The sequence below is a fragment of the Sphingopyxis sp. sgz302558 genome, from assembly GCF_057220455.1.
This window is the reverse complement of sequence record NZ_JBXPUZ010000001.1, coordinates 1,027,785-1,047,554: the sequence shown is the minus strand read 5'-3', so window position 1 is coordinate 1,047,554 and position 19,770 is coordinate 1,027,785. Positions and strand designations below refer to the sequence as shown.

The following is a 19,770-nucleotide window of genomic DNA, read 5'->3' as shown; positions in this document are numbered from 1 at the left end:
CGACTTTAAGCCTCGCGCCGCCCATGAGCGTCAAACCGATGCGACGGCGGAACATCGACCGGCGGCGGTGACGCGTCGGCAGCTTGCGCATCCAGCCGGAAGACGAACGCCAGTACCATCGCCACGGCAACGAAAAGCTCCTCAGGAATCGTCCGTCCTGCCCGTACGCTGAAGTAGAGCGCGCGGGCCAGTTGGGGATATTCCAGCACGGTAACATTGGCATGCGCCGCAAGCTGACGGATCGCCAGCGCAGTTTCGCCGCGACCGCGGGCAACAACAAGCGGAACCGCATCAATCCCCGGGCGATAGCGCAGTGCCACGGCGAAATGGGTCGGGTTGGTGAGCACCACGGCGGCCTCGGACACTGCCCGCCGCGCCGATCCGGTCAAAATCTCGCGCTGCCGGGCGCGCTGGTGCCCCTTCACTTCAGGGGAGCCGTCGTTCTCGCGCGTTTCCCGGCGTAGCTCATCGACGGTCATCATCAGGCGGCGACGGCGTTGCTGCCACTGCGCGGGCACGTCGATCAACGCAATGGCCACCAGTCCGACCGATAGAGCAAACAGGGCATTGATAACGGCCGTCCCGGCCATGCGGCTGGCACCGACGACGTCAGCGGCCGCCAAGCCCATAATCGCCGGCAACTGGCCGGCCAAAAAGACATAGCCAATCGTGCCGAGTAACAGGACCTTAGCCACTGCCTTGCCCAGTTCCACCCAGGCGTGCGTTCCGAACATGCGCTTGACGCCTGCCACCGGGCTCAACCGGTTGGCCTTGAACTGAAATGCCTTGTTCCGCCAGCCGAGCGAGCCCAGCGCTGCCGTGCCGAGGATGCTGACCAACAGCGTGGCGCAGAACAACAACAGCATCGGGAGGCCCAGCTCGGCCAATTCGCGGGTCAACGCACTTGCCGGGGCAAACTCTTCGATGTCGGGGCGAGAGAAATTCAACCCCTTGAGCAGCAATTGGCGGCATGCATGGATAAGCCAGCTGCCCGCCCCAGCCAACCAGAAGGCACCGGCGAGCACCGCCAGCGCCGTCATAAGCTCACGCGACAACAGCACGTCACCTTCCTCGACCGCCTTGGCAATTTTTTGGGCAGTCGGTTGCTGGGTTTTCTGGCTCTGGTCGCTGTCCTGCGCCATGGTCAGGGGACCGCTACCGAGCGAGCGAGTGCAAGGGCATCACCCAAGATCAAGGCAATGGCATCAGCCATCGTAGGAACCGCCATGGCCATCAGCACCGTGCCAAACAGCAAGGTAGCGGGCAAGCCGACGGAAAACAGGTTAAGTGCCGGTGCCGACCGGCCAATGACCCCCATCACCAGCTGGACCAGCACAAGCGCAAAACCGACGGGCAAAGCGATGGCAAGGCCCGCTTGAAACATGGCGCTGCCAAAGGCGATGATCGCGCCTATGGCATCGCGGGCAGGCCAGGCATTGCCCACGGGAAAGGCCGTGTAGCTCTGAGCAATGGAAGCGATGAGCATCAAGTGTCCGTCTGCGGCAAGGAAAAGCGCCGTAGCCAACAGCGCCAGAAACTGGCCAACGGCGGTATTCATGCGCCCACTGTATGGATCGACCATCATCGCAAAACCGAGGCCCATGGTGTTGCTGATCGTTTCTCCGGCGATCAGCGCCGCACCGAGCGCCATTTGCAGCGTGAAGCCGATGGCGAGGCCCAGCACAATTTCACCGCCAATCAGGAAGAAGCCCGTCCAGCTGATCAGGCCGTCGGCGGGCAGCCCCACCGTCCCGGTGCCGGTCATCGGCAGGCCGATGGCCACTGCGAGCAGGAGGCGCAACTGAACCGGGATATTGGCCGATCCGAACACCGGCGCAGCGAGAAGCGCAGCACCGGGTCGCAGCGCTGCCAGCAGTACGAGCTGCAACATGGCCTCGACATTGGGCGGGACGAGCGTGTCCATGCGCCGGCTCAACGCACCAGCAGCGGGATTTGGGCAAACAGGTCGCGGGTGAAATCCGTCAGCAAAACCAGCATGCTGGTGCCAAACAGTGCCAGGCACACCGCCGCAATCACCAGTTTAGGCACAAAAGTTAGCGTCTGTTCATTAATTGAGGTTGCGGCCTGGACCATGCCAAGCAGCACGCCGGTTACGAGTATGGGCAGCAGGATCGGGGCTGCAGCTAGGCATAACACCCACAAGCCGCTTTGCGCGATGCCAATAAAGAAATCCGCCTCCATGACCGCCTATCCTGCAAAAGAGGCGGCAAGCGAGCCCATCGCCAGTGCCCAGCCGTCAACAAGCACGAACAGCAACAATTTGAATGGCATAGAAATGATCGTCGGCGACAGCATCATCATGCCCAGCGACATCAATGCGGACGCTATAATCAAATCGATAATCAGAAACGGCAGAAAGATCAGGAATCCAATCTGGAAGGCCGTCTTGAGCTCGCTCGTCACAAATGCTGGCAACAAGATGGAAAAGGGCGTGTCCTGCGGCCTCGCGATCGGCGGCGCCTTGGCGATTTCTGCAAACATGGCCAGATCGGATTTGCGCGTCTGTTTCAACATGAAACCGTGCATGACGACACCAGCGCGTTCGACCGCTTCCGTCAGTTCAATTTGTTCGCTGCCATAGGGTTCGACGGCAACCCGGTTAATTTCAGTCAGCGCGGGTTGCATCACGAACAGTGACAAAAACAGGCTAAGGCCCACCAGCACCTGGTTGGGCGGGGTTTGTTGCAGCCCTAGCGCATGGCGCAAGATCGATAGGACAATGATTATCCGGGTAAAGCTGGTCATCATCAGCAGCAGCGACGGCAAAACCGTCAGCAAGCTCATCATCAGCAATATCTGTAGCGAAAGCGACAAGGGCTGACCGGAGCCGCCCAGTTCGCCGAGCGCCCGATCGAGCCCTCCACCAGTTTGCGCCGCCACCGCCGGGGCAATGCCAAGCGCCAGCACCATCGCAACAGAAGCTACCGCGAGGCGCCGCACGGCGCGCCGTTCAATCAACATGGAACTCTCCCTGTGCATCGGAGGCGATCCGGCTGATGCCCTGGCGCGAAACGGCGACCAGAATTTGTTGTCCGGCAAATTCGACAACCGCCAGCTTGGCAGCTGGCCCGAGCGGCAGGACGCTGACCAGATCGACTGCGCGCGGCCGTTTGGGACCAACGAGCGGTGTGCCTTCCTGAAGACGCTTCCAGAACCACAGGCTGCCCCAAGCCATGGCGCCAAGCAGCGGCAACAGAATGAACAGGCGGAGGATATATTCGCCCATCACGCCCTCCGCTCAAGGCCAGCAAGACGGCGTTCGGCGGCAACGATTTCGGCAATCTTGATACCATAATTGTCACCCACGCTGACCACTTCGCCGCGCGCGACCAAAGTACCGTTGGCCAATATGTCGAACAGGTCAGAGACGTTGCGATCGAGCTCGACGACCGACCCTTCGCCCAGCGTCAACAGTTCGGCGAGCGGCAGCGCGGTCGTGCCAACCTCCACCGAAACCCGCATGGGCACGTTCGCAAGCAGGTCAAAATTGGGGGTGGTGCGCAAATCGGTTTCCGGACCGGCCTGCCGCGGCGCGCCCTTTGGCATGTTGCTCATATCACTCATCACATATTCCTTTGCCCAAGAGTTTCGATGTTGATGGCGACGCGGCCATCGACCTCGCCAAGCGTTCCGGTGGCCAGCGTCCGGCCGGCCACAACCACCGGCACCTGGCGCGGTAAGGTGAAGGGGATGATGTCACCGACGGACAGCGTCAGCATACGACCGACGCTAATTTCGGGGCGGGCTAGCACCGACGAAACGGGCAACGACACATTGCCCAGCGCATGGTGCAGCGCGTTAAGCCAGCGCCGGTCCATTGGCGGTGACGCTGGTTCAGAGGCATTTTCGCTGGTTCCGGTACCGTCCGTCATGCAGTCGGAATGACAGGCAAGCAACAGCGTCGCATTTCCGAACGGCGCGCCGGAAAGCACCAGCGGCTGCACCAGTACACCGCTATCGCCGTCGGATGCGAGCGGATTGCGCGCAACCAGAAATTGCGACGTCAGCGGCGCCGCAGTCTGCGCTGCGTCGCGCCATGCAAAGGCGAGCAACTTTGCCAGCTCTTCGCCATAGCGGTGGGCAAAGCGGTCTTCTGCGAAGGACAATTCCTTGTTCATTTGGACGCGCGCGCCCGTTCCGCCATAAAAAATGTCCACCAGCTGGCCCAGCAGCGCGGGCACCATAGCCAGCGCCATTGGCGATGATCGTCCAACGTGCGAAAACTTCCACAAGAGGTGGCCTCCAGCAGCCTCGCCCCAGCCCAGCGAGGTCATCGCATCCACTGGCTTGGCGGAAACATTGCACTGTGCGGCGCCCATCTGGCGCAGATGTTTCTGCAAATCGGCGGCCAGGCGTAGGCCGATGCCTTGCAGCAATGCAGCCGCTTTACCGTCATTGGCGCTGCGCAGCAGCAATGGACCATCGACGGATGGCACCGACGCATCAGTTGCGGCCATTTTGGGCGGGTCCGACGCGTTCATCACAGTCACTGGATCACCAGGCTGGTGAAGTAGACATTGTCGATGCCGCCGAAGCCCTCCTTGCTGCGCAACACATCGTTAATTGCAGCGGTCAATTGGCTTTGCAGCCGCTGCTTGCCCTGCGAAGTGGACAAATAGGCCGGGTCCTGCTCGGCCAGAACCATCAGTACAGCCGAACGGATCGGCACGGATTGCCGCTTGATGTTGGTGATGACCTGGTCATCATAATAGGTTGAAAGGCTGATCCCGACCTGAAGGAAGCCGGATCCGTCGGCCAAATTGGTGGTGAAGTTTTCGCCAATGGCATGATAGGCCACCGCATATTTTTTCGGATCGGGTTTCAGCCGGTCATTGGGGACACTCACCGTTCCGACACGGGGCGCCTCCTTGCCCTCTTCACCTTCGCTGTCCTCTGCACCCTCGGAACGCAGAACGAGCTTGGGGTTGTGATTTTGCTCCTTGGGCTCAGCGCCCATCACGTTGACGCCAAAATAGAGCCCCGCACCGGCACCACCGCCGACCAGCACCAACATAAGGCCGCCGAACACCATCAAGCGTTTCAGCTTCGAGGGTTTTTTGGCCTCCTCGACGGGTTGTTTTTCCTTGGTCATCGCTTAGCTCCTGTTTCAGGCTAGTCGGTCCGTGCCCGACCCACGGGTGCGCAACGGCACCGGGTCGGCCGCATGGCCGGTTTCAACAAAACTCCACCGCTGGTCTGGATGTGACCGGTCGTTATCGCGGCGATCATTGGTCCAGCCCTGGGCCTGCATGCCGACTTCAGCCGCAGCAATCCGCACCCCATTATTGCGCAGATCATCAACGAGACGAGCCTGGGCACCCGCCAGCATCGACTGCGCTGCAGCACTCTCCGCAGCGACGCGAACCGATATACCTTCGCTGCCAGTCTGCACCGACACTTCGAGCCGGCCCAAATGACGCGGCAGCAGCTGGAACCGCAGCAAGCCATCTTCGTCCTGCAGGGCGGCAATATCCTTTGCCAGTGAAGCGATCCAACGGTCGTCAGCGCCAAGATCAATTAACCTAAGCGGCACATCGCCAGCCAAAGAGGCGGACTGGGTTGTCATCACGGGCGAGGATGACAGGGCCGCCGATGCCTGCGGAAGCATCAATTCCGTAGTCCCTCCGGCCTGGTCGACACCCGTGCTGTCGGAGACCAGCAAGGGGCTGGTCAAGGGCACCGCCGCAATCGGGGCTTCGACTGCTTTTGTCGGTGCGAGATCGTCGGGCGACGCGGCAAGGTTGCGCCGCAGCGCGGGATGATCTGCAGACACGGCAGCCGCGGCAGCTGTGATCACGGCCGGTGGGCGCGCCGCGATTGCAACATCGGAAACATCGGCCGTAGCGGCGCGTGCTGCATCCAAAGCCGCGGGAACCGGCGTGTCGGGTTGCGTTGTTTGTAACGCGGCGACATCCAGCACTGGCTGGTCAATCTGGCCCAACGCTGCGGCGTCCCCGGCGGCTGGACCAGCCGCAGCGGAATCGAGTCGGACGTCGGTCGGCGCGGCCGCGGGCAGCATGACATGACCTGGCGCGTCGGCTGGCGTAGCTTTGCCTGACCAGGAAGCGCGCGACGGAAGCCGGGCGGCGGTCGGCACAGAGGAGGTGTCCAGCGCCACCGGGGGCGTAGCGAGAACGGCCGCTGATGTCACGGCAGGCGCCGCAGCAATGACCGGCGCGCCGCCATTCGGCATCGGCAGCGGAACCGACGCCGCGCCAGCCAACTGTCCTGGGACCGAGGGCATCAGGGTCATGTCACCCTGGCCGGTCGTTGCCGTCGTCGCCGTCGCCGACGGCAACAGCGAGGGGACGGCGGCAGCCCCTTCCGCGGCGACCTCCGGGGCAAGGCTTGAGGCGTCCAGAAGCCCGGCGAACTCGGTCGGCGTTACGGTCGGCGATAGCAGCGGCAACGGCCGCGCCAGCCCGCGCATGTCGTTCAGCCCGGATGCCGCGGTCATCATTGCGCACCCCCGGCAATCAAGCGCAGCCGCATACCGGCGGGGCGGTGGATGCGGTTGGCGTCGCGAAATTGCTCCGCCGCGCTCGCGGCCTGTTGTTCCTCCAGAGCGAGTTGGCGTGTGGCAGCATCTTCGCGCGCGGCCGCAATTCCAGTGTCCCGCGCCAGCATTGCGTGCAAATCTGCGGCCGCCTGCACCGGTTGCTCCAGCGCCGCACGGGCGAGATCGAGCCGATCTGCCATTTCACCAACCATCCTGAAATCACTGCCCACTGCCTGATGTTCGGAGACGGCAAGTTCCCGGCGCAACCGGTCCAGACGCGCGGACAGGTCGATCAGCCGCGACAGGTCGGATTGCGCCTGCGCCAACCGCGCTTGGGTGCGCCGATGCTCGCAGCCGCGCAGCCGAACGAGTTGCTGTTTTCGGCTTATCCGGTTTGTCATGCGCTGAATCCTTGCTGAAGTTCGTCAATCGAGTTGGTGAGCGGTACCAAAGCGTCGGCGGCTTGGCCGATGAACGCCCGCTGTTCAGGGTGCCGGGCTATCGCTTCGTCAATTTCGGCGTCGTTGCCGGGCACATAGGCACCCATCAGCATCAGATCGCGATTTTCCTCGTAAAGCGACCAGAGCCGCCGAAAGCGGGTTGCGGCTTTGCGATGTTCTGGCGTCGCACAATCCGTCATGGTGCGCGACAGCGAGCGCGAAAGGTCAATGGCCGGAAAGACACCTTGTTCGGCCATCGACCGCGCCAGAATGATATGGCCATCGACGATGGCCCGTGCGGCATCGACCACCGGGTCGTTCATATCGCCGCCATCGGCCAACACCGTGTACAGAGCTGTAATCGATCCGCCTGTCGTGCGGTCAATGCCAGCCCGTTCGACCAATGCAGGGATGAGGCCGAAAACCGACGGCGGATAGCCTTTCATCGTTGGCGGTTCACCCAACGCCAGCCCAATTTCGCGCTGGGCATGCGCCACGCGGGTCAGGCTGTCGATCAGCAGTAGAACGCGGCGACCCTCGGCGCGGAAAGCCTCGGCAATGGCCGTGGCGCGGCGGGCGGCACGCAGCCGCAGGACCGGAGCATGATCGCCCGGAACCGCGACGACCACGGCCTTGCGCCGGACCGCGGCCGGGAGGCGGGTTTCGACAAAATCCGACACCTCGCGGCTGCGCTCGCCGATTAGGCCTACGACGATGACATCGCATTCGGCCCCCGCCATCATTTGGCCCATCAGGACCGATTTGCCGACGCCCGACCCGGCGACAATGGCGACGCGCTGGCCCTCGCCAATTGTCAGAAGCGCGTTAATCGCACGCACGCCAACATCGAACGGCCGCGTGACCCGGCCGCGCGTTAGGGGATTAGCAGGCTTTCCTCCCAGCGGCCAATGGCGGCTGGCTGTAGCCGCTGGCCCGCCGTCGAGTGGATCGCCGTTGGCATCAATGATCCTGCCGAGCAGTTGCTCGCCAACGGCGACCTGGTTGGTGTCGGCTTTGGGGCGAACTGGTGCGCCGGTCGCCAGAGAGGCGTCGTTGGCAAAAGGCAGCACCAAACAGCGATTGTCGCGGAATCCGACCACTTCGCCGGCCATAGCGCTGCCATGCGCCAAATCGATGCTGACCCCTGCACCTACCGCGAGCGGTGGCCCGGAAACTTCCAGCATCAAACCCTCGCTGGCAATAACTTTACCCAACTGGCGCGGCGCGATTTGCGCCAGCGCTGCATTGCCAAGCACGGCTTCGGCCGTTGCCAAGAGTCGGTTGCTCATGCTGCACCGCCCACCGGATTCAAGGCCTGGTGCAGCGCGTCGAGATAAACGGGCCGACCGTGCTCAACCCAACCTTCGCCAGCCGCAATGCGCAAGCCACCGCGCGGGATTTGCGGGTCGCTGCGTAGCTTCATGCCAAGATCCACGCCCGCGATGCTGGCGAGGTCGGCGGGGTTCAAAAACAGAATGCGATCGCGGTCGGCATCAGCCAGAATGGCGCTCGCTTCGGTTACCCGAAGTTGTAACCACGCCGGGTCGACCGGAACGTCGCCAACAATTTGACGGACCAGATTCTCGACGGTTGTCGAAATCAGCTGACCGAGCTGCGGACACGGTTCAGCCTGCAGCACCTCGGCGCTTGCTAACAGCCGCAACAGGGCCTGGCGTTCGGTATCGAAGCTGATCCGGGCCAGTCTCTCGCCCTCGGCAAGACCCCGCTCATAGGCCGTTTCGACCGATTCACCGGCAATTGCAGCCGAATGACTTCGGCCAGCATTGACCGGCAAGTGCGGACGAAAGGCCGTGTCGCGCTGCATTGCTGTGGCGAGGTCAACATGCTTGGCTGTCCGTGGCTCAGCTGTGTCAAACATATTCGCCGCTCCCACCGGCGGTCGCGATTTCGCCGCTCGCCACCATGCGCCGAACGACCAGCATGATGCTGCGCTGTGCCTCTTCGACGTCGCTGCGTTTGACGCGCTGCATTTCGGCCATTTCGTCGGCAATGGTCTCCGCCGCACGCTTCGACATGGTCCCAAGGCACATCTGCACCATATCCTCGTCGGCACCTTTCAGCGCCAAGCCCAGCGTCTGTGCGTCAACGCTGCGCAACACATTACCAAGCGTACGCGCATCGAGTTCGCGCAGATTTTCGAAGACAAACATTTCTTCCTCGATCGCATCGGCAAGCCGTTTGTCCATTTTGCGCAGTGCGCGGATGGTCTGTTCCGAAAGCGGTTTGGGCATTAACTTGATAATCTTGGCAACTTCACCCGGGCCACCAAGGGCGTGGCGGGGCGTTTGCGGCGCGGCCAAGGTTGCGGCCGCCAGCACCGCTTCCAGGTCCTCAATGGCCGCCGCCGCAACACCGTCCAACTGCGCGGCGCGCATCATCAGATCAGCCTGTTTCCGGCTCTCCAGCGGGGCTACCGCTTCGGCAGCGACCTCCGGGACCAGAACCGACAGGATCAGAGCGCTCACCTGAGGATGTTCCGTCACCAGAATTTCGCTGATCTGGGCGACGTCCATCCACCGTAAAATGGCGAGCGACGTCGCGCTCTTTTGCGGGGCCAGTTCCGCGAGAATATTGTCGGCACGGACATTGCCGAGCGCCTGATGCATAACGGTGCGTATGCGCGCATCCGCGCCCACCGCCAGTGCGCTAACGTTGCGGCTTTGGCCGACGAATTGTTCGAGCGCCATTTCCACGGCGTGCTCGTCGGCATCTGCGGCACCGTACATCGCTTTCGCCAGCCTGCGCACCTCATCCTGGTCCAGATCGCGGACGACCGCAGCGGCGTCGGCCTCATCCAGCAGCATCAGCAGGATCGCGGCAGCGTCAGCACCGTCGGGCTGGCGAAAGCTGCGCACCGGACTTGTTGTTTCGGGAACCGTCGCATCAGCCATTGGTGCGTTCCTGCATCAACTGGCGGATGACCAGTGTGGCACGGGCCGGGTCCTGACGGACGAAATCGCGGACAAGATTGGCGCGGGCTTCGTAGCTGGGGGCCGCCTCGATCATATCGATGGTTATCGGGCCGTAAGCGGCGGGACGCGGCCGACCCGCGCCGTCGCCGGTCACCGCGAGCAATTCTTCTGTTAGTGCTTCTTCGCGCGCAGCGCGGGCCGCCGCGCGCGCTTTGGCTGCGCGGATCAGCGGCCGCCCAATAAACAGGAACGCCAGCAGTGCCGCGAGCAGTCCGCCTACTTGCTGTGCGAGCGGTAGGAACCACGGCTGTTCCCAGAAAGCCAGCTCGGCCTGCTCGGGTTTGGCGAACGGTCTCTGGCTGATCGCAACCTGATCACCGCGTTCGACGTTGAAGCCAATGGCGCCTTTAACCAGCCCTTCAAATTTGGCGAGGTCGGCTTGGGTAAACGCTTTCTTGCCCTGATTGAGCGCGACTGCAACTGACACGCGGCGCAGCGAACCTTGCGGCTGGTGCGTGACAGAGATTTCACGGCCAATTTCATAGGACCGGGTCATGTTTTCGTTGCTCTGGCTCGCGCCAGCCGACGGCGCGCCCGGCACCGGTGTTGGCGCGGTGTTGGTCACTACGGCGGGTGCGGGCGGCGTGTTGGAAGTTGCTCCGGGAATGCCGGCGGCAGCAGGGCTGCCAGCCTGTCCACTGGTCGAGCGTTCCACTTGTTCGCTGCGCAGGGCGCGGTCGGCTTCGGGAAAGCTCTCCCGTGTAGCCTGCGATTCGGACATATCCACGTCCGCGCGGACCTCGACCGTATAGTTGCCCTGACCAAGCATCGGACTGATGAGGCGATCAATCGACGCGCGCAGTCGATCTTCGATGCGCGACTGGAGCTGGAATATCGCCAGATCGGCATCGGCAGCTGTTTCGGACAGCAAGGCACCACGCTGGTCGATAACCGAAACATTTGCCGCATCGAGTCCGGGGACCGACGACGCAACCAGAAAGCGGATCGCCTGGACTTGCCCGTCGGTCAGGCTGCGACCGCCTTCCAGCGTCAGCATGACGGATGCGGTTGCTGGTCGGCTTTCCTGGACAAAGGGCGACGGTTCTGGCGTGCCAACATGCACTTTGGCAACCTGAACAGCATCAATGGCTTCAATGGTCCGGGCAAGCTCGGTTTCACGAACGGCGCGCAGCGTTTCTCCTTCAACCGCGCGACTGGCTCCCATCGGCAGTTCGGCCATCAGCGAATTTCCGCTTGGCTGGGCTTTGGGCAGTCCTTGTCCGGCCAGAGCGATCCGCGCCTGGTGCACCTGATCCTGCGCTACGTTTATTGATCCGCTTTGCGGATCTATCGAATAGGCAATACCTGCAGCCTGCAAAGCCTCACTGATCGCTGCCTTGTCGGTCTCGGCCAAGCCGGCGTAGAGCGGCGTTTGGGCGGGACTGCTGAAAACCATGTAAGTGCCGCCAGCTAGTGCCAGCGCAGCTATGATGGCCAGCGCCGGCATCGCGCGCTGGACCGCCGGCTGCTGCAGCACACCGCCAAGGTTGGCGACGCGGTCGCGCAGCGGCGTGACACCGGTGGCGGGGTGCGGATCCGTCGCTGGTACGGTCAAGGCTCGGCTATCGGCCATCGGATCAAACCGGCATGTTCATGATGTCGCGGTAGGCGGTCAGCAGTTTGTTGCGGACCTGCAGCGTCATTTCGAAGCCCAGCGACGCTTTCTGCCGCTCGATCATTACGCTGACGATGTCATGCGTTTCGCCGCGCTCATAGGCCTCGCTCCCTGCGCTGGCCTTGGCCTGCTGCGCGCTGACCTGTTGCAATGCCGACTGGATAGCCGCCGTGAAGTCTGTCGCGCCATGCGGCGTGGATGTCAGCGAGTCCGCTGATCGCCCGGCTGCGCGCTGCAGCGCCTGATTCTGGTCGACGATCGCACTGCGCATTTCCAGCAACCGGTTCTGACTGATCGTGTTCATTGCGGCATACCCTGTTCAGCAACATGTCATTTGTTGTCGTCGCAGGAAGTTCAGCAAAGACCGTGCCAAAATCATATGCTATTGTTTTATATAGAATTATCCTCCGTTCGCCGTGGTCATTGAACCGATCCGCCAAGTTTCTGACGCATCTTTGCTTAATCCAGCTGCGCGACGGTCGTTAACGATGTCGTGGCCGCTCGCCGTGCCATCCCAAGTCACAGGCCGGTTGGCCGGAAAGGATTGAAAATGACTGTTATCAACACCAATGTGAGCGCGCTTCGCGCCCAGAACAGCTCGCGCACTGCCAACAAGATGCAGGCCATGGCGATGGAACGCCTTGCCAGCGGCAAGCGCATCAACTCCGCCAAAGACGATGCCGCCGGCCTGGCCATTGCCACCCGCATGGATGCCAAGGTGCGCGGCTTGAACCAAGCCGTTCGCAATGCCAACGACGGTCTGTCGCTTGCGCAGACCGCTGAAGGCGCGATGGGCGAAATCTCGAACATTCTGGTGCGGATGCGCGAACTGGCCGTCCAGTCGGCCAACGGCACCAACGCAGCGTCGGATCGCACTGCGATCCAGACCGAAGTCACGGCGCTGATTGGTCAGATTAACGACATCGCCGGTCGCACCGACTTTAACGGCGTGAACCTGTTTGACGCAGCAACGACGTTTTCGATCCAGACGGGCGTTGATACCGGCCAGACCGTTTCCATCGCCTTCACGTCGCTCAACGCAACGGGCCTTTCGGTCGGCACCGTCGATCTGTCGACCGCAGCAGGCGCATCGAGCGCGCTGGCGGTGGTCAGCACCGCAATTGACACGGTTGCAACGCAGCGCGCCAACGTTGGTGCGGCGCAGAGCCGCCTGGAAGCCACGGTCAACAATCTGACGTCGACTGCTACCAATTTGTCGGAAGCCAAGTCGCGCATCCAGGATGCTGACTTCTCGGCGGAATCGACCAAGCTTGCGGCGGCCCAGATCCTGTCGCAGGCCTCGACCGCGATGCTCGCCCAGGCCAACCAGAGCCAGCAGGGCGTTCTGAACCTGCTGCGTTAAGCAGTCCGAGTGGTGGCTACCAACGCCGCCACTTGCGCCGCGCGGCAACACCGATTGCCCCGGTCGAACGGTCGACCGGGGCAATCTTTCTGTATGGCGTTGGTAGAGCGGATGCACTGCGCGTAAATGGGGTGGTCCACAACAAGGGCTTCAACCAATTGCAGTGGCAACGCATAACCCGGGCCCTGCCCCCAAGGTGACGATCAATGGCGAGAGCGGCCACCGGTGTTCGTTCGCTCGATGCCGGGAGACCTAGCCATCATCCTTGGCAGATCAATCCGCGCCCGGCTCCTTTGCGGCCTCGGCCGCCATTTCGCGGTCCAGCCGCTCGGCATCGGCCTTCAGCTGCTTTTCGGTATCGGCATATTGCTCGTCAAAGCTGGGCGCACAGGCGGCCAGCGCAAAGATCAGCAGCAGCGAAATGGAGCGCATAGTCAATAATCCTTGCGGTAGCGCACGTTGAAGTTCGACCCGCCCAGTGAGCTGACTTGGCTAAGCAGTGACAACGCCGGCGTCAGGCTGATTTCGATCTGGCTAGCGGTATAGCCGCGCGCGTCCGTGATAATTTCAACATAGACATCGTTGGTGATATATTCGCCAAGCGCTACGGCAATCCCACGCCCATTGTCCTCGTCCGCGCCAAGGACACGCAGCCGGTCGATTCCGGCCGCCGATTGCAGCACGCCGACCGGATCGAGCCCGCCAGCGCCGCCGCGCAGGCTGTTCAGTGATGCGGCCAGTTGCACCGCCTGGAGCGCCGATAGTTCAGCCACCGAATTGCCGAAAAGGATCCTCGCCAGAATTTCGTCCTGCGGCAGCGCGGGGGTGGAGGCAAAGGTGACTTCGGGTCGCTCGCCCGTCCCTTCGAGCAGCACGCGGACGGTGGTTCCGTCAACGACGCTTGCCGCCGCGATGCGGAGTGAGGGGTTGGTCGTTGCACCGCCGTTGAAATTCAGCCGCCCGCTTTCCAGCGCGAAAGATCGACCGGCAAACCCCAACGTACCGCGCACCAGCACCATGTCGCCTGAAATCCGCGGCGCACTCGAGGTGCCGGTAATACGCAGATCGGCACGCCATTCAGACTCCAACCCCATGCCGCTGACATATAGCTCGTCGTCGGCCTGCAACCGGATGTCGAGCTTCCAATTGCTCGGCAGCGTGTTGATTGGGTCGGCATCGCCGGTTTCGCGCGGCCGCCCCGCCGGGCTTTTGCGCCGCACCCCGGTCAGCGTCCTGACCTCTACCGCTTGCTGGCGGATCAGCTTGAAACGTGTCCGCGGCAGTTGCAGCGTTCCGCTGACCACCGCATCGCCGCCGGGAGTGTTGGTTACGCTGATCTGCCCGGTCGCGGCGGTGTCGATCATCTCGCTGCGGGCAATGCGCGCGCGATCGAGATCAAGATTGAGCTGCACTGGAAAGCCCCTGGCCGAGCTCAAATTGACGAAGCCGCTGCCGCTGATGGTCCCGTCGCCTGCGCGCGCAGTCATTTCGCTGACATCGAGGTGATCGTTGGTAAACTGGCCGCGCAGCCGGATCTGAGTCAACCGCGTGCCGTATTTTTCATTCTCATAAATCAGGTCGTTGGCGCGCACCACGCCGGTAAGCTGCGGACTGTCGAGTCGTCCGGCAAAGTCGGCCGCCACCCCGATATTTCCCGTCAGGCTCTGGTCGGGCAGCGCTGCCAGCGAAAACAGCATTTCAGCGGGACCATTATAGCGCAGACCACCTGACAGCGGCGCGCCCATCAACCGCTCGGTCCAGTTCGCCGCGCCCGGCGGTAGCGGTTTCAGCTCAACCTGCAGCCGCCCCAACGTTGCCCCGCGCCGCTGCACCACCGCGCGCACGCTGCCACCTTCGGGCAACAGGCGCCCGACGAGGCTGACATCGACCGGCTGCGACATTTGCCCCACGCTGGTGCGGGTAAAGCGCGTTATGCTGAGCCGCGCTTCGGCGCGCGGAAGTGCAGCCAACGACGGCTGCTCCCAATCCAGACTGCCGCTGGCGCGCCCGCCTAGCCCCAGCCCCGGCAGCAGTGGGTTCAGCACCGCCAGATTGACCCGGTTGAGGCGCGTTTCCAGGGTGAGCCCTTCGCCATAGCGGCCCGCCAGCTGCACCCGGCCATCGGCCACCGCGATTGCGCCCGGCATTATCTGATAGCCCGCCTGCTCTGGCACGATGCGCAGCGGCTCGACAGTGGCAAAATCAATGCCATTGGCGCGACCGCGCGCGGTGAAGCGCCACAACGCTGGCGTCAGCGCGCCGCTGGCTGCCACGCGGAACGGTGTGTCTGCGGCGCGACCCTCGGCCAACAGCTGCACCGTGCCGTTGCCCCCGCGGTAAGCAATTTTGCCGCGTCCGGCGACAATCTCGGTCGTCGCCAGCAGAGCATTTTCCAGCTGCACATCGGCGGTTATCTGCGGCTCGTCGAACAGGATGATGTCGGCATCAACGATGCCACGTCCGACCGCCAGCCGCTGGTTGCCCTCCAATACCATATTGGTGGCGGTCGCCGCGACGATAGCGCGCTGATATTGCCCTTCTGCCGACAGCGCGATCGTGCCGTTGAACCCGGCCCCATCCGCTTTCAGTGTCCCGGCAAAGGGCCCGGCCGCCGCCTGCCGCACGCGTCCGGCAACGCCGATACCGGCCATGTCGCCGCGCAAAATGTCGATGGTGAGCGGCCCGTCGCCCGCCAATATGTCAAGGTCTCCGCGCACCGGGCCGTAATCGGTCTCGCCGGTAAAGCCCACGGCATAGCCAGTGCGGCTGCGCCGGACGTCCGCGATAACATTGGCGAGGCCGACACCAAAGCCGGGCCGCGCGGCGGTGATACGCGCGCGGGGTTGGTCAAGGCTGCCCGTCAGCGCGACTGTCAGCGGGCCATAGGCATTCGAAAAGCCGCTGCCGTCGAACACCACCCGCCCGCTGCCCAGGACATAGGTGCCGCTACCGCGGTTCAGCCGGAACTGCGACGCGACGACATCGGCGTTGCGAATGCGCAGCACGCCGTCGGTGCCATAGGTGATAGCAGCGGTCGCAAACAACTGCCCGCCCAGGAAATTCTTTACCCCCGGGCTAAACAAGCGGGTTGATCGGCCCCGCACCGTCCCGTCCAGCACGAAGCCGCGCGACTGCGACCTGAGTGCAACGTCGGCGTCGATATTGAACAGCCCGACCGATTCGACGCGGTACGCCCCGACACGTCCCTTTAAGCCGCCGGAATACACCCCGGTAGAAAAATCACCGACCAACACTGCCGTCGCGTCGATACGGTCCGATTTGACTTTCAGATTGTCCGACAGCACTCGACCATTTGCATAAGCGAGATCTCCATTGAGCCGCACATTTGTGAGCAGCTCGCCAAAGGCGGAATTTATGCCGGATACCCGGCGCGCGCGCGCGTTTACCGGAATGATCATGCGGTCAGCACGGCTGCGCGTTTTGCCGCTCGCCTCCAGTCCCTCCAGGATCGTCGCGTCAAAGGCGAGGCGCGCGGCGTTCAGATTATAGCGCACCACTGGAGCGGAGAAATCGCCATTGAGCAGCAGCCGCGCCCGCACGTCGCGGCCACTGACATTGGGTGCCAGCACGGCGGGCCGCGCGACACGCATATCCAGCGCCAGATCGCCAAACCGGCCCTTGCCCAGATCAATGACCCCGTCAGCGCCCACGACGAAGACGGACGAAGCGAGGCTGCCTTTGACATCGGCCACGCGTCCCGCCAGCGCGGCGGTCAAATCAATGTCGGTGCGCGCGCCGAACATCCGCACGCCCGCCCCCTCTGCCATGATCGGTGCCGCCGTGACAAAACCCTTCGCCGAAAACTGCCCGGTGCGCGCAGTAAGCGCGACATCGGCTATCGGCTCAGTTCCCGCACGTCCGGTCAGCCGCCCGTCCCAGCGCTGCCAGGTGCCGTTGCCACTCAACTGCGCCGTCATCGGCACCGCGCGCCCGCTCAGCCCTGCAATCAGGCCGTCGGCTGGGGCGTTGACGGCAAGGGCCAGGTCGAATTGATCATCGTCGGGTACCGCGTCGAGCTTTAGCAATAAGCGGTCGCCGCGATCGGACAGCAGCGCAGCATCGACCACCGCGCGCCGGTCGGCAAGATGCGCTGTCCCCGTCAGCCGCGCGACGCGCTCTTCGCCTGCTATACCCGCAGCCAACACAATGCGCTCGATGGCAAGCTCGCCGATGCGGATATCGAGATCAGGGAGCAATGGCTCGCCACGGTCGGGCACAATCCTGAGTTCGGGCAGCCGCTGAACGCGCATCTCGCGCGCCGTCAGCCGGTTTACTGCGACAATGCCGCGCAAATAGCGCAGCGGATGCCAGTCAAGCTCAACCTCTGGAAGCCGGGCAAACACACCCTGTGGATCGCGGATGCGCACATCCTTTAGCGTTGCTGCGCGGTAGAGGGACCCGTCGATCCGCCCCACCTCAAAGCGCAGACCATTTTCCAGCTCATAACCGCTGATCTGCCGCGCCACAAATGCCCGGCCAGAGGTGCTGTCGAGCCACATATAGGCCGCGCCGAGCAGCATCAACACTGTCGCTGCGAGCGCCGTGACCCATTTGATAAGGCGCACAGATACGCTCAAAAGGCCTGGCCCAACGAGACATAGACGGTGAAGCGCGATTCGCCTGGTTGGCGGTTGATCGGCGTCGCCACATCAAGCCGCATCGGCCCAAAATTGGTGTAAAAGCGGCCACCAACGCCGACGCCAAAGCGCCAATTGTCAAAGCGCGGCAGGCTGCTGGCATAAACCTGCCCGGCATCGACAAAGCCCGCGACACCAAAATTGCCGAAGCGATAGCGCACCTCGGCGGCCGCCTCGTTCAGGCTGCGTCCGCCAAGCGGATTGCCCTCGATATCGCGCGGACCCAGCTGCTGATAGCCAAAACCACGCACCGATCCGCCGCCGCCGCCATAGTAGCGGCGCGATGGCGGCAGCGACGCGCGCGTTGTCCCGCTGATGGCCCCGACCCGCGCTCGACCTGCCAGTACGATATTGTCACCAATGGGCTGATAATAGCTGCCTTCCATCAGCCCGCGCAGATAAAAGCGCGAACCGTCGCCAAGCGCGGTTTCGGGCGACAGGCGCAGCGTCAGACGATAACCGCGCTTGGGATCAAGCAGATCGTCAGAGGTATCAAAGCCCCCTTGCAACGGAAGCGCCGCGACATAGTAAAGTTGGCGGTCGCGTGCCGCCCGCTGCACATCGAACCGCGTCTCCGATGATGCGAGCAATTCAAAGCCATAGGCATAGGTGATGCGCTTCTGCCAGATGGGCGTCGAAACCCGCGAAATCATGCCACTAAGTCGCCCGGTGTAGGCGTTGAAGGCATCAAAATCGCTCCGCTCGGCGGCCAAAGTCAGCTCGACAATGCGGTCGCGGCTGCCGGCATTGTTGCGCCGGAAGGTGCCCGACAGCGACTGTTCCTGTGTGCCGACCACCATCGCTGCCGTCAGCGCGCCTTCGGGCGGAAACAGGTTGCGGTGCGTCCAGCTCCCTTCCAGCCGCAACCCCTGCCCGGTACTGTATCCCGCGCTCGCCGCCAGCGTGCGCGGCGGCCCGGCCTCCTGCCGCACGCGAAGGTCAGCATAGGGTGTGCCGTCGGGCGCAACGCGACTGCTCGGGACTGGCTCGACCGATGCTGACGACAACAGCCCGGTGGCGATCATCGCCGCGCGCAGATCATCAATCTTGCGCGCATCATAGAGCTCGCCGGTGCGGAAGCGGCGCAACAGCGCGACATGTTCGGTATCGAACGCCAGATTGCCCTCGGCTATAATCTCGCCGAAATAACTGCGCGGCCCTGTGTTGACCGGCAACATATAATCACCAAGCCCGGTGGCTTCGTCGAGTTCGATATCGCGCTCGCCTACCGCCGCAAAGGGATAGCCATTTTCAGGCAGCCTCAGCGAAAGATTGGCTTCCGCCGCGATCACATCGTCGGCGATGATCGGATCGCCCGATGCCAGCGGAAAATGGCGCCGGATGAGGTCACTCGGTATGGTCGACGCGGCAATGAAGGCAATTTCGCCGAGGAAATAACGCCGCCCGGGCACGGCCGCCAACACAATGTCGATTGTCTCGCCGGCCGCCGCGTCACGGTTGAAGCGCACCTCAACGCCCGCATCGAAAAACCCCTCGCTGATCAGCACGTCGATGAGCAGTTGGCGATCACCGCGGGTCGCCCCGGCCAGATCGGCACGGCTTTCGGCACGGCCGTTGCGATTACTCAATGCGGACAGGGCTCGGAACCGGCGCTGCACCCGCCCCAGCGCGTTGCCGGTGTCACCCTCGCCGGACAGCCCTTCAACCCGAAACGAAAAGCGGACCTGCTGCGCCGCCGCGTCAACGCTGTCGTCGGCGCTGGCCGGGGGTGGTTCAACATTAAACTCGCCGATGGGCGGAAGCGGTTGTTCCAGCAATGGGTCGAGTGCCGGCGCATCGGTCAGCCGGTTTGTGGCGTCGGGCGTCGGCAGCGCGGCATCGCGTGCATCCTCGGCAGCCGTCCAGTCGGCGATGCTTTCCAGCGGCGGCGCGTCGAGCGACGGCACTTCGCGGGCAAATTCTTCGTCGGTGATGATCGATTCGCCGGCTGCCGGCGAGGCAGATCCGCTAGCTGGCAGCTCTTGTGCCAGCGCGGGTTGTGCAGTCAGGACACAGACCGGCAGAACAGCAAAGATGCACATAAACCGCAACGTCATACAATCGGCATAACCAAGCGCGCGCGCTATTGCTCCAAGATAATGGATAGCCTGCGGTTGAACGTTCCGGCGTTACGGCGAGGGCAGTGGCTACTCCCAATAAGCAGGAGACGGTTAAGCCACG

General features: G+C 63.0%; 19 protein-coding genes. 1 reads left to right on the top strand and 18 read right to left on the bottom strand.

Annotated features, from left to right (window positions below):
- Nucleotides 1-5 precede the first annotated feature (5 nt).
- Genes AC2TC0_RS05205 through fliE form a run of 15 tightly spaced genes read right to left on the bottom strand, consistent with a single transcriptional unit; the run spans nucleotide 6 to nucleotide 11,872 of the window.
- Entirely contained in the window at nucleotides 6-1,142 is a 1,137-nt protein-coding gene (locus tag AC2TC0_RS05205; RefSeq protein ID WP_484716420.1) for an EscU/YscU/HrcU family type III secretion system export apparatus switch protein, read from the bottom strand.
- Nucleotides 1,143-1,144: 2 nt separating this feature from the next.
- Entirely contained in the window at nucleotides 1,145-1,924 is a 780-nt protein-coding gene (fliR, locus tag AC2TC0_RS05200) for a flagellar biosynthetic protein FliR (protein WP_484716419.1), read from the bottom strand.
- 8 nt (nucleotides 1,925-1,932) lie between these two features.
- Nucleotides 1,933-2,202 carry a flagellar biosynthetic protein FliQ gene (locus AC2TC0_RS05195; protein ID WP_484716418.1) on the bottom strand — a complete coding sequence of 90 codons (270 nt, stop codon included), beginning with the start codon at nucleotides 2,200-2,202 and terminating at the stop codon, nucleotides 1,933-1,935.
- Between the two features lie 6 nt (nucleotides 2,203-2,208).
- On the bottom strand, nucleotides 2,209-2,982 hold the full coding sequence (fliP, locus tag AC2TC0_RS05190) for a flagellar type III secretion system pore protein FliP (protein ID WP_484716417.1): 774 nt from the start codon (nucleotides 2,980-2,982) through the stop codon (nucleotides 2,209-2,211).
- Complete coding sequence (locus AC2TC0_RS05185; protein ID WP_484716416.1) at nucleotides 2,972-3,247, bottom strand: flagellar biosynthetic protein FliO; 276 nt, start codon at nucleotides 3,245-3,247, stop codon at nucleotides 2,972-2,974. The genes fliP and AC2TC0_RS05185 overlap by 11 nt, the downstream gene beginning before the upstream one ends.
- A complete protein-coding gene (gene fliN / locus AC2TC0_RS05180; RefSeq protein ID WP_484716415.1) occupies nucleotides 3,247-3,585 on the bottom strand; it encodes a flagellar motor switch protein FliN in 339 nt (112 codons plus the stop codon). Before fliN ends, AC2TC0_RS05185 begins: the two co-directional genes overlap by 1 nt.
- The gene (locus AC2TC0_RS05175; protein ID WP_484716414.1) at nucleotides 3,585-4,502 is read right to left on the bottom strand and encodes a FliM/FliN family flagellar motor switch protein; all 918 of its coding nucleotides are present in this window, start codon (nucleotides 4,500-4,502) and stop codon (nucleotides 3,585-3,587) included. The genes fliN and AC2TC0_RS05175 overlap by 1 nt, the downstream gene beginning before the upstream one ends.
- A gap of 5 nt (nucleotides 4,503-4,507) precedes the next feature.
- Complete coding sequence (locus tag AC2TC0_RS05170) at nucleotides 4,508-5,113, bottom strand: flagellar basal body-associated FliL family protein (protein ID WP_484716413.1); 606 nt, start codon at nucleotides 5,111-5,113, stop codon at nucleotides 4,508-4,510.
- A 15-nt stretch (nucleotides 5,114-5,128) separates the two neighbouring features.
- Complete coding sequence (locus AC2TC0_RS05165) at nucleotides 5,129-6,478, bottom strand: flagellar hook-length control protein FliK (RefSeq protein WP_484716412.1); 1,350 nt, start codon at nucleotides 6,476-6,478, stop codon at nucleotides 5,129-5,131.
- Nucleotides 6,478-6,921 (bottom strand): hypothetical protein, encoded by a 444-nt coding sequence (locus AC2TC0_RS05160; RefSeq protein WP_484716411.1) that lies wholly within the window; start codon nucleotides 6,919-6,921, stop codon nucleotides 6,478-6,480. Before AC2TC0_RS05160 ends, AC2TC0_RS05165 begins: the two co-directional genes overlap by 1 nt.
- Nucleotides 6,918-8,249 (bottom strand): FliI/YscN family ATPase, encoded by a 1,332-nt coding sequence (locus AC2TC0_RS05155; protein ID WP_484716410.1) that lies wholly within the window; start codon nucleotides 8,247-8,249, stop codon nucleotides 6,918-6,920. Before AC2TC0_RS05155 ends, AC2TC0_RS05160 begins: the two co-directional genes overlap by 4 nt.
- Nucleotides 8,246-8,839 (bottom strand): FliH/SctL family protein, encoded by a 594-nt coding sequence (locus AC2TC0_RS05150; RefSeq protein ID WP_484716409.1) that lies wholly within the window; start codon nucleotides 8,837-8,839, stop codon nucleotides 8,246-8,248. Before AC2TC0_RS05150 ends, AC2TC0_RS05155 begins: the two co-directional genes overlap by 4 nt.
- Nucleotides 8,832-9,872, bottom strand: coding sequence for a flagellar motor switch protein FliG (gene fliG / locus AC2TC0_RS05145; RefSeq protein WP_484716408.1), 1,041 nt, complete (start codon nucleotides 9,870-9,872; stop codon nucleotides 8,832-8,834). Before fliG ends, AC2TC0_RS05150 begins: the two co-directional genes overlap by 8 nt.
- Nucleotides 9,865-11,508: a flagellar basal-body MS-ring/collar protein FliF gene (gene fliF / locus AC2TC0_RS05140; protein WP_484716407.1), complete on the bottom strand. Its 1,644-nt coding sequence runs from the start codon at nucleotides 11,506-11,508 to the stop codon at nucleotides 9,865-9,867. The genes fliG and fliF overlap by 8 nt, the downstream gene beginning before the upstream one ends.
- A 22-nt stretch (nucleotides 11,509-11,530) precedes the next feature.
- Nucleotides 11,531-11,872 (bottom strand): flagellar hook-basal body complex protein FliE, encoded by a 342-nt coding sequence (gene fliE / locus AC2TC0_RS05135; RefSeq protein ID WP_484716406.1) that lies wholly within the window; start codon nucleotides 11,870-11,872, stop codon nucleotides 11,531-11,533.
- A gap of 246 nt (nucleotides 11,873-12,118) precedes the next feature.
- Here fliE and AC2TC0_RS05130 point away from each other — a divergent pair, with 246 nt between their 5' ends.
- A complete protein-coding gene (locus AC2TC0_RS05130; protein WP_484716405.1) occupies nucleotides 12,119-12,931 on the top strand; it encodes a flagellin N-terminal helical domain-containing protein in 813 nt (270 codons plus the stop codon).
- 273 nt (nucleotides 12,932-13,204) lie between these two features.
- On the opposite strand, the gene AC2TC0_RS05125 is transcribed toward AC2TC0_RS05130, so the two are convergent.
- From AC2TC0_RS05125 to AC2TC0_RS05115, 3 genes are read right to left on the bottom strand one after another with little or no spacing between them, the layout of a single operon-like run.
- Complete coding sequence (locus tag AC2TC0_RS05125) at nucleotides 13,205-13,363, bottom strand: hypothetical protein (RefSeq protein ID WP_484716404.1); 159 nt, start codon at nucleotides 13,361-13,363, stop codon at nucleotides 13,205-13,207.
- A 2-nt stretch (nucleotides 13,364-13,365) separates the two neighbouring features.
- The gene (locus tag AC2TC0_RS05120; protein ID WP_484716403.1) at nucleotides 13,366-17,517 is read right to left on the bottom strand and encodes a translocation/assembly module TamB domain-containing protein; all 4,152 of its coding nucleotides are present in this window, start codon (nucleotides 17,515-17,517) and stop codon (nucleotides 13,366-13,368) included.
- An 8-nt stretch (nucleotides 17,518-17,525) separates the two neighbouring features.
- Nucleotides 17,526-19,646, bottom strand: a complete 2,121-nt coding sequence (locus AC2TC0_RS05115) for an autotransporter assembly complex protein TamA (protein ID WP_484716402.1) — start codon at nucleotides 19,644-19,646, stop codon at nucleotides 17,526-17,528.
- Nucleotides 19,647-19,770: the final 124 nt, after the last annotated feature.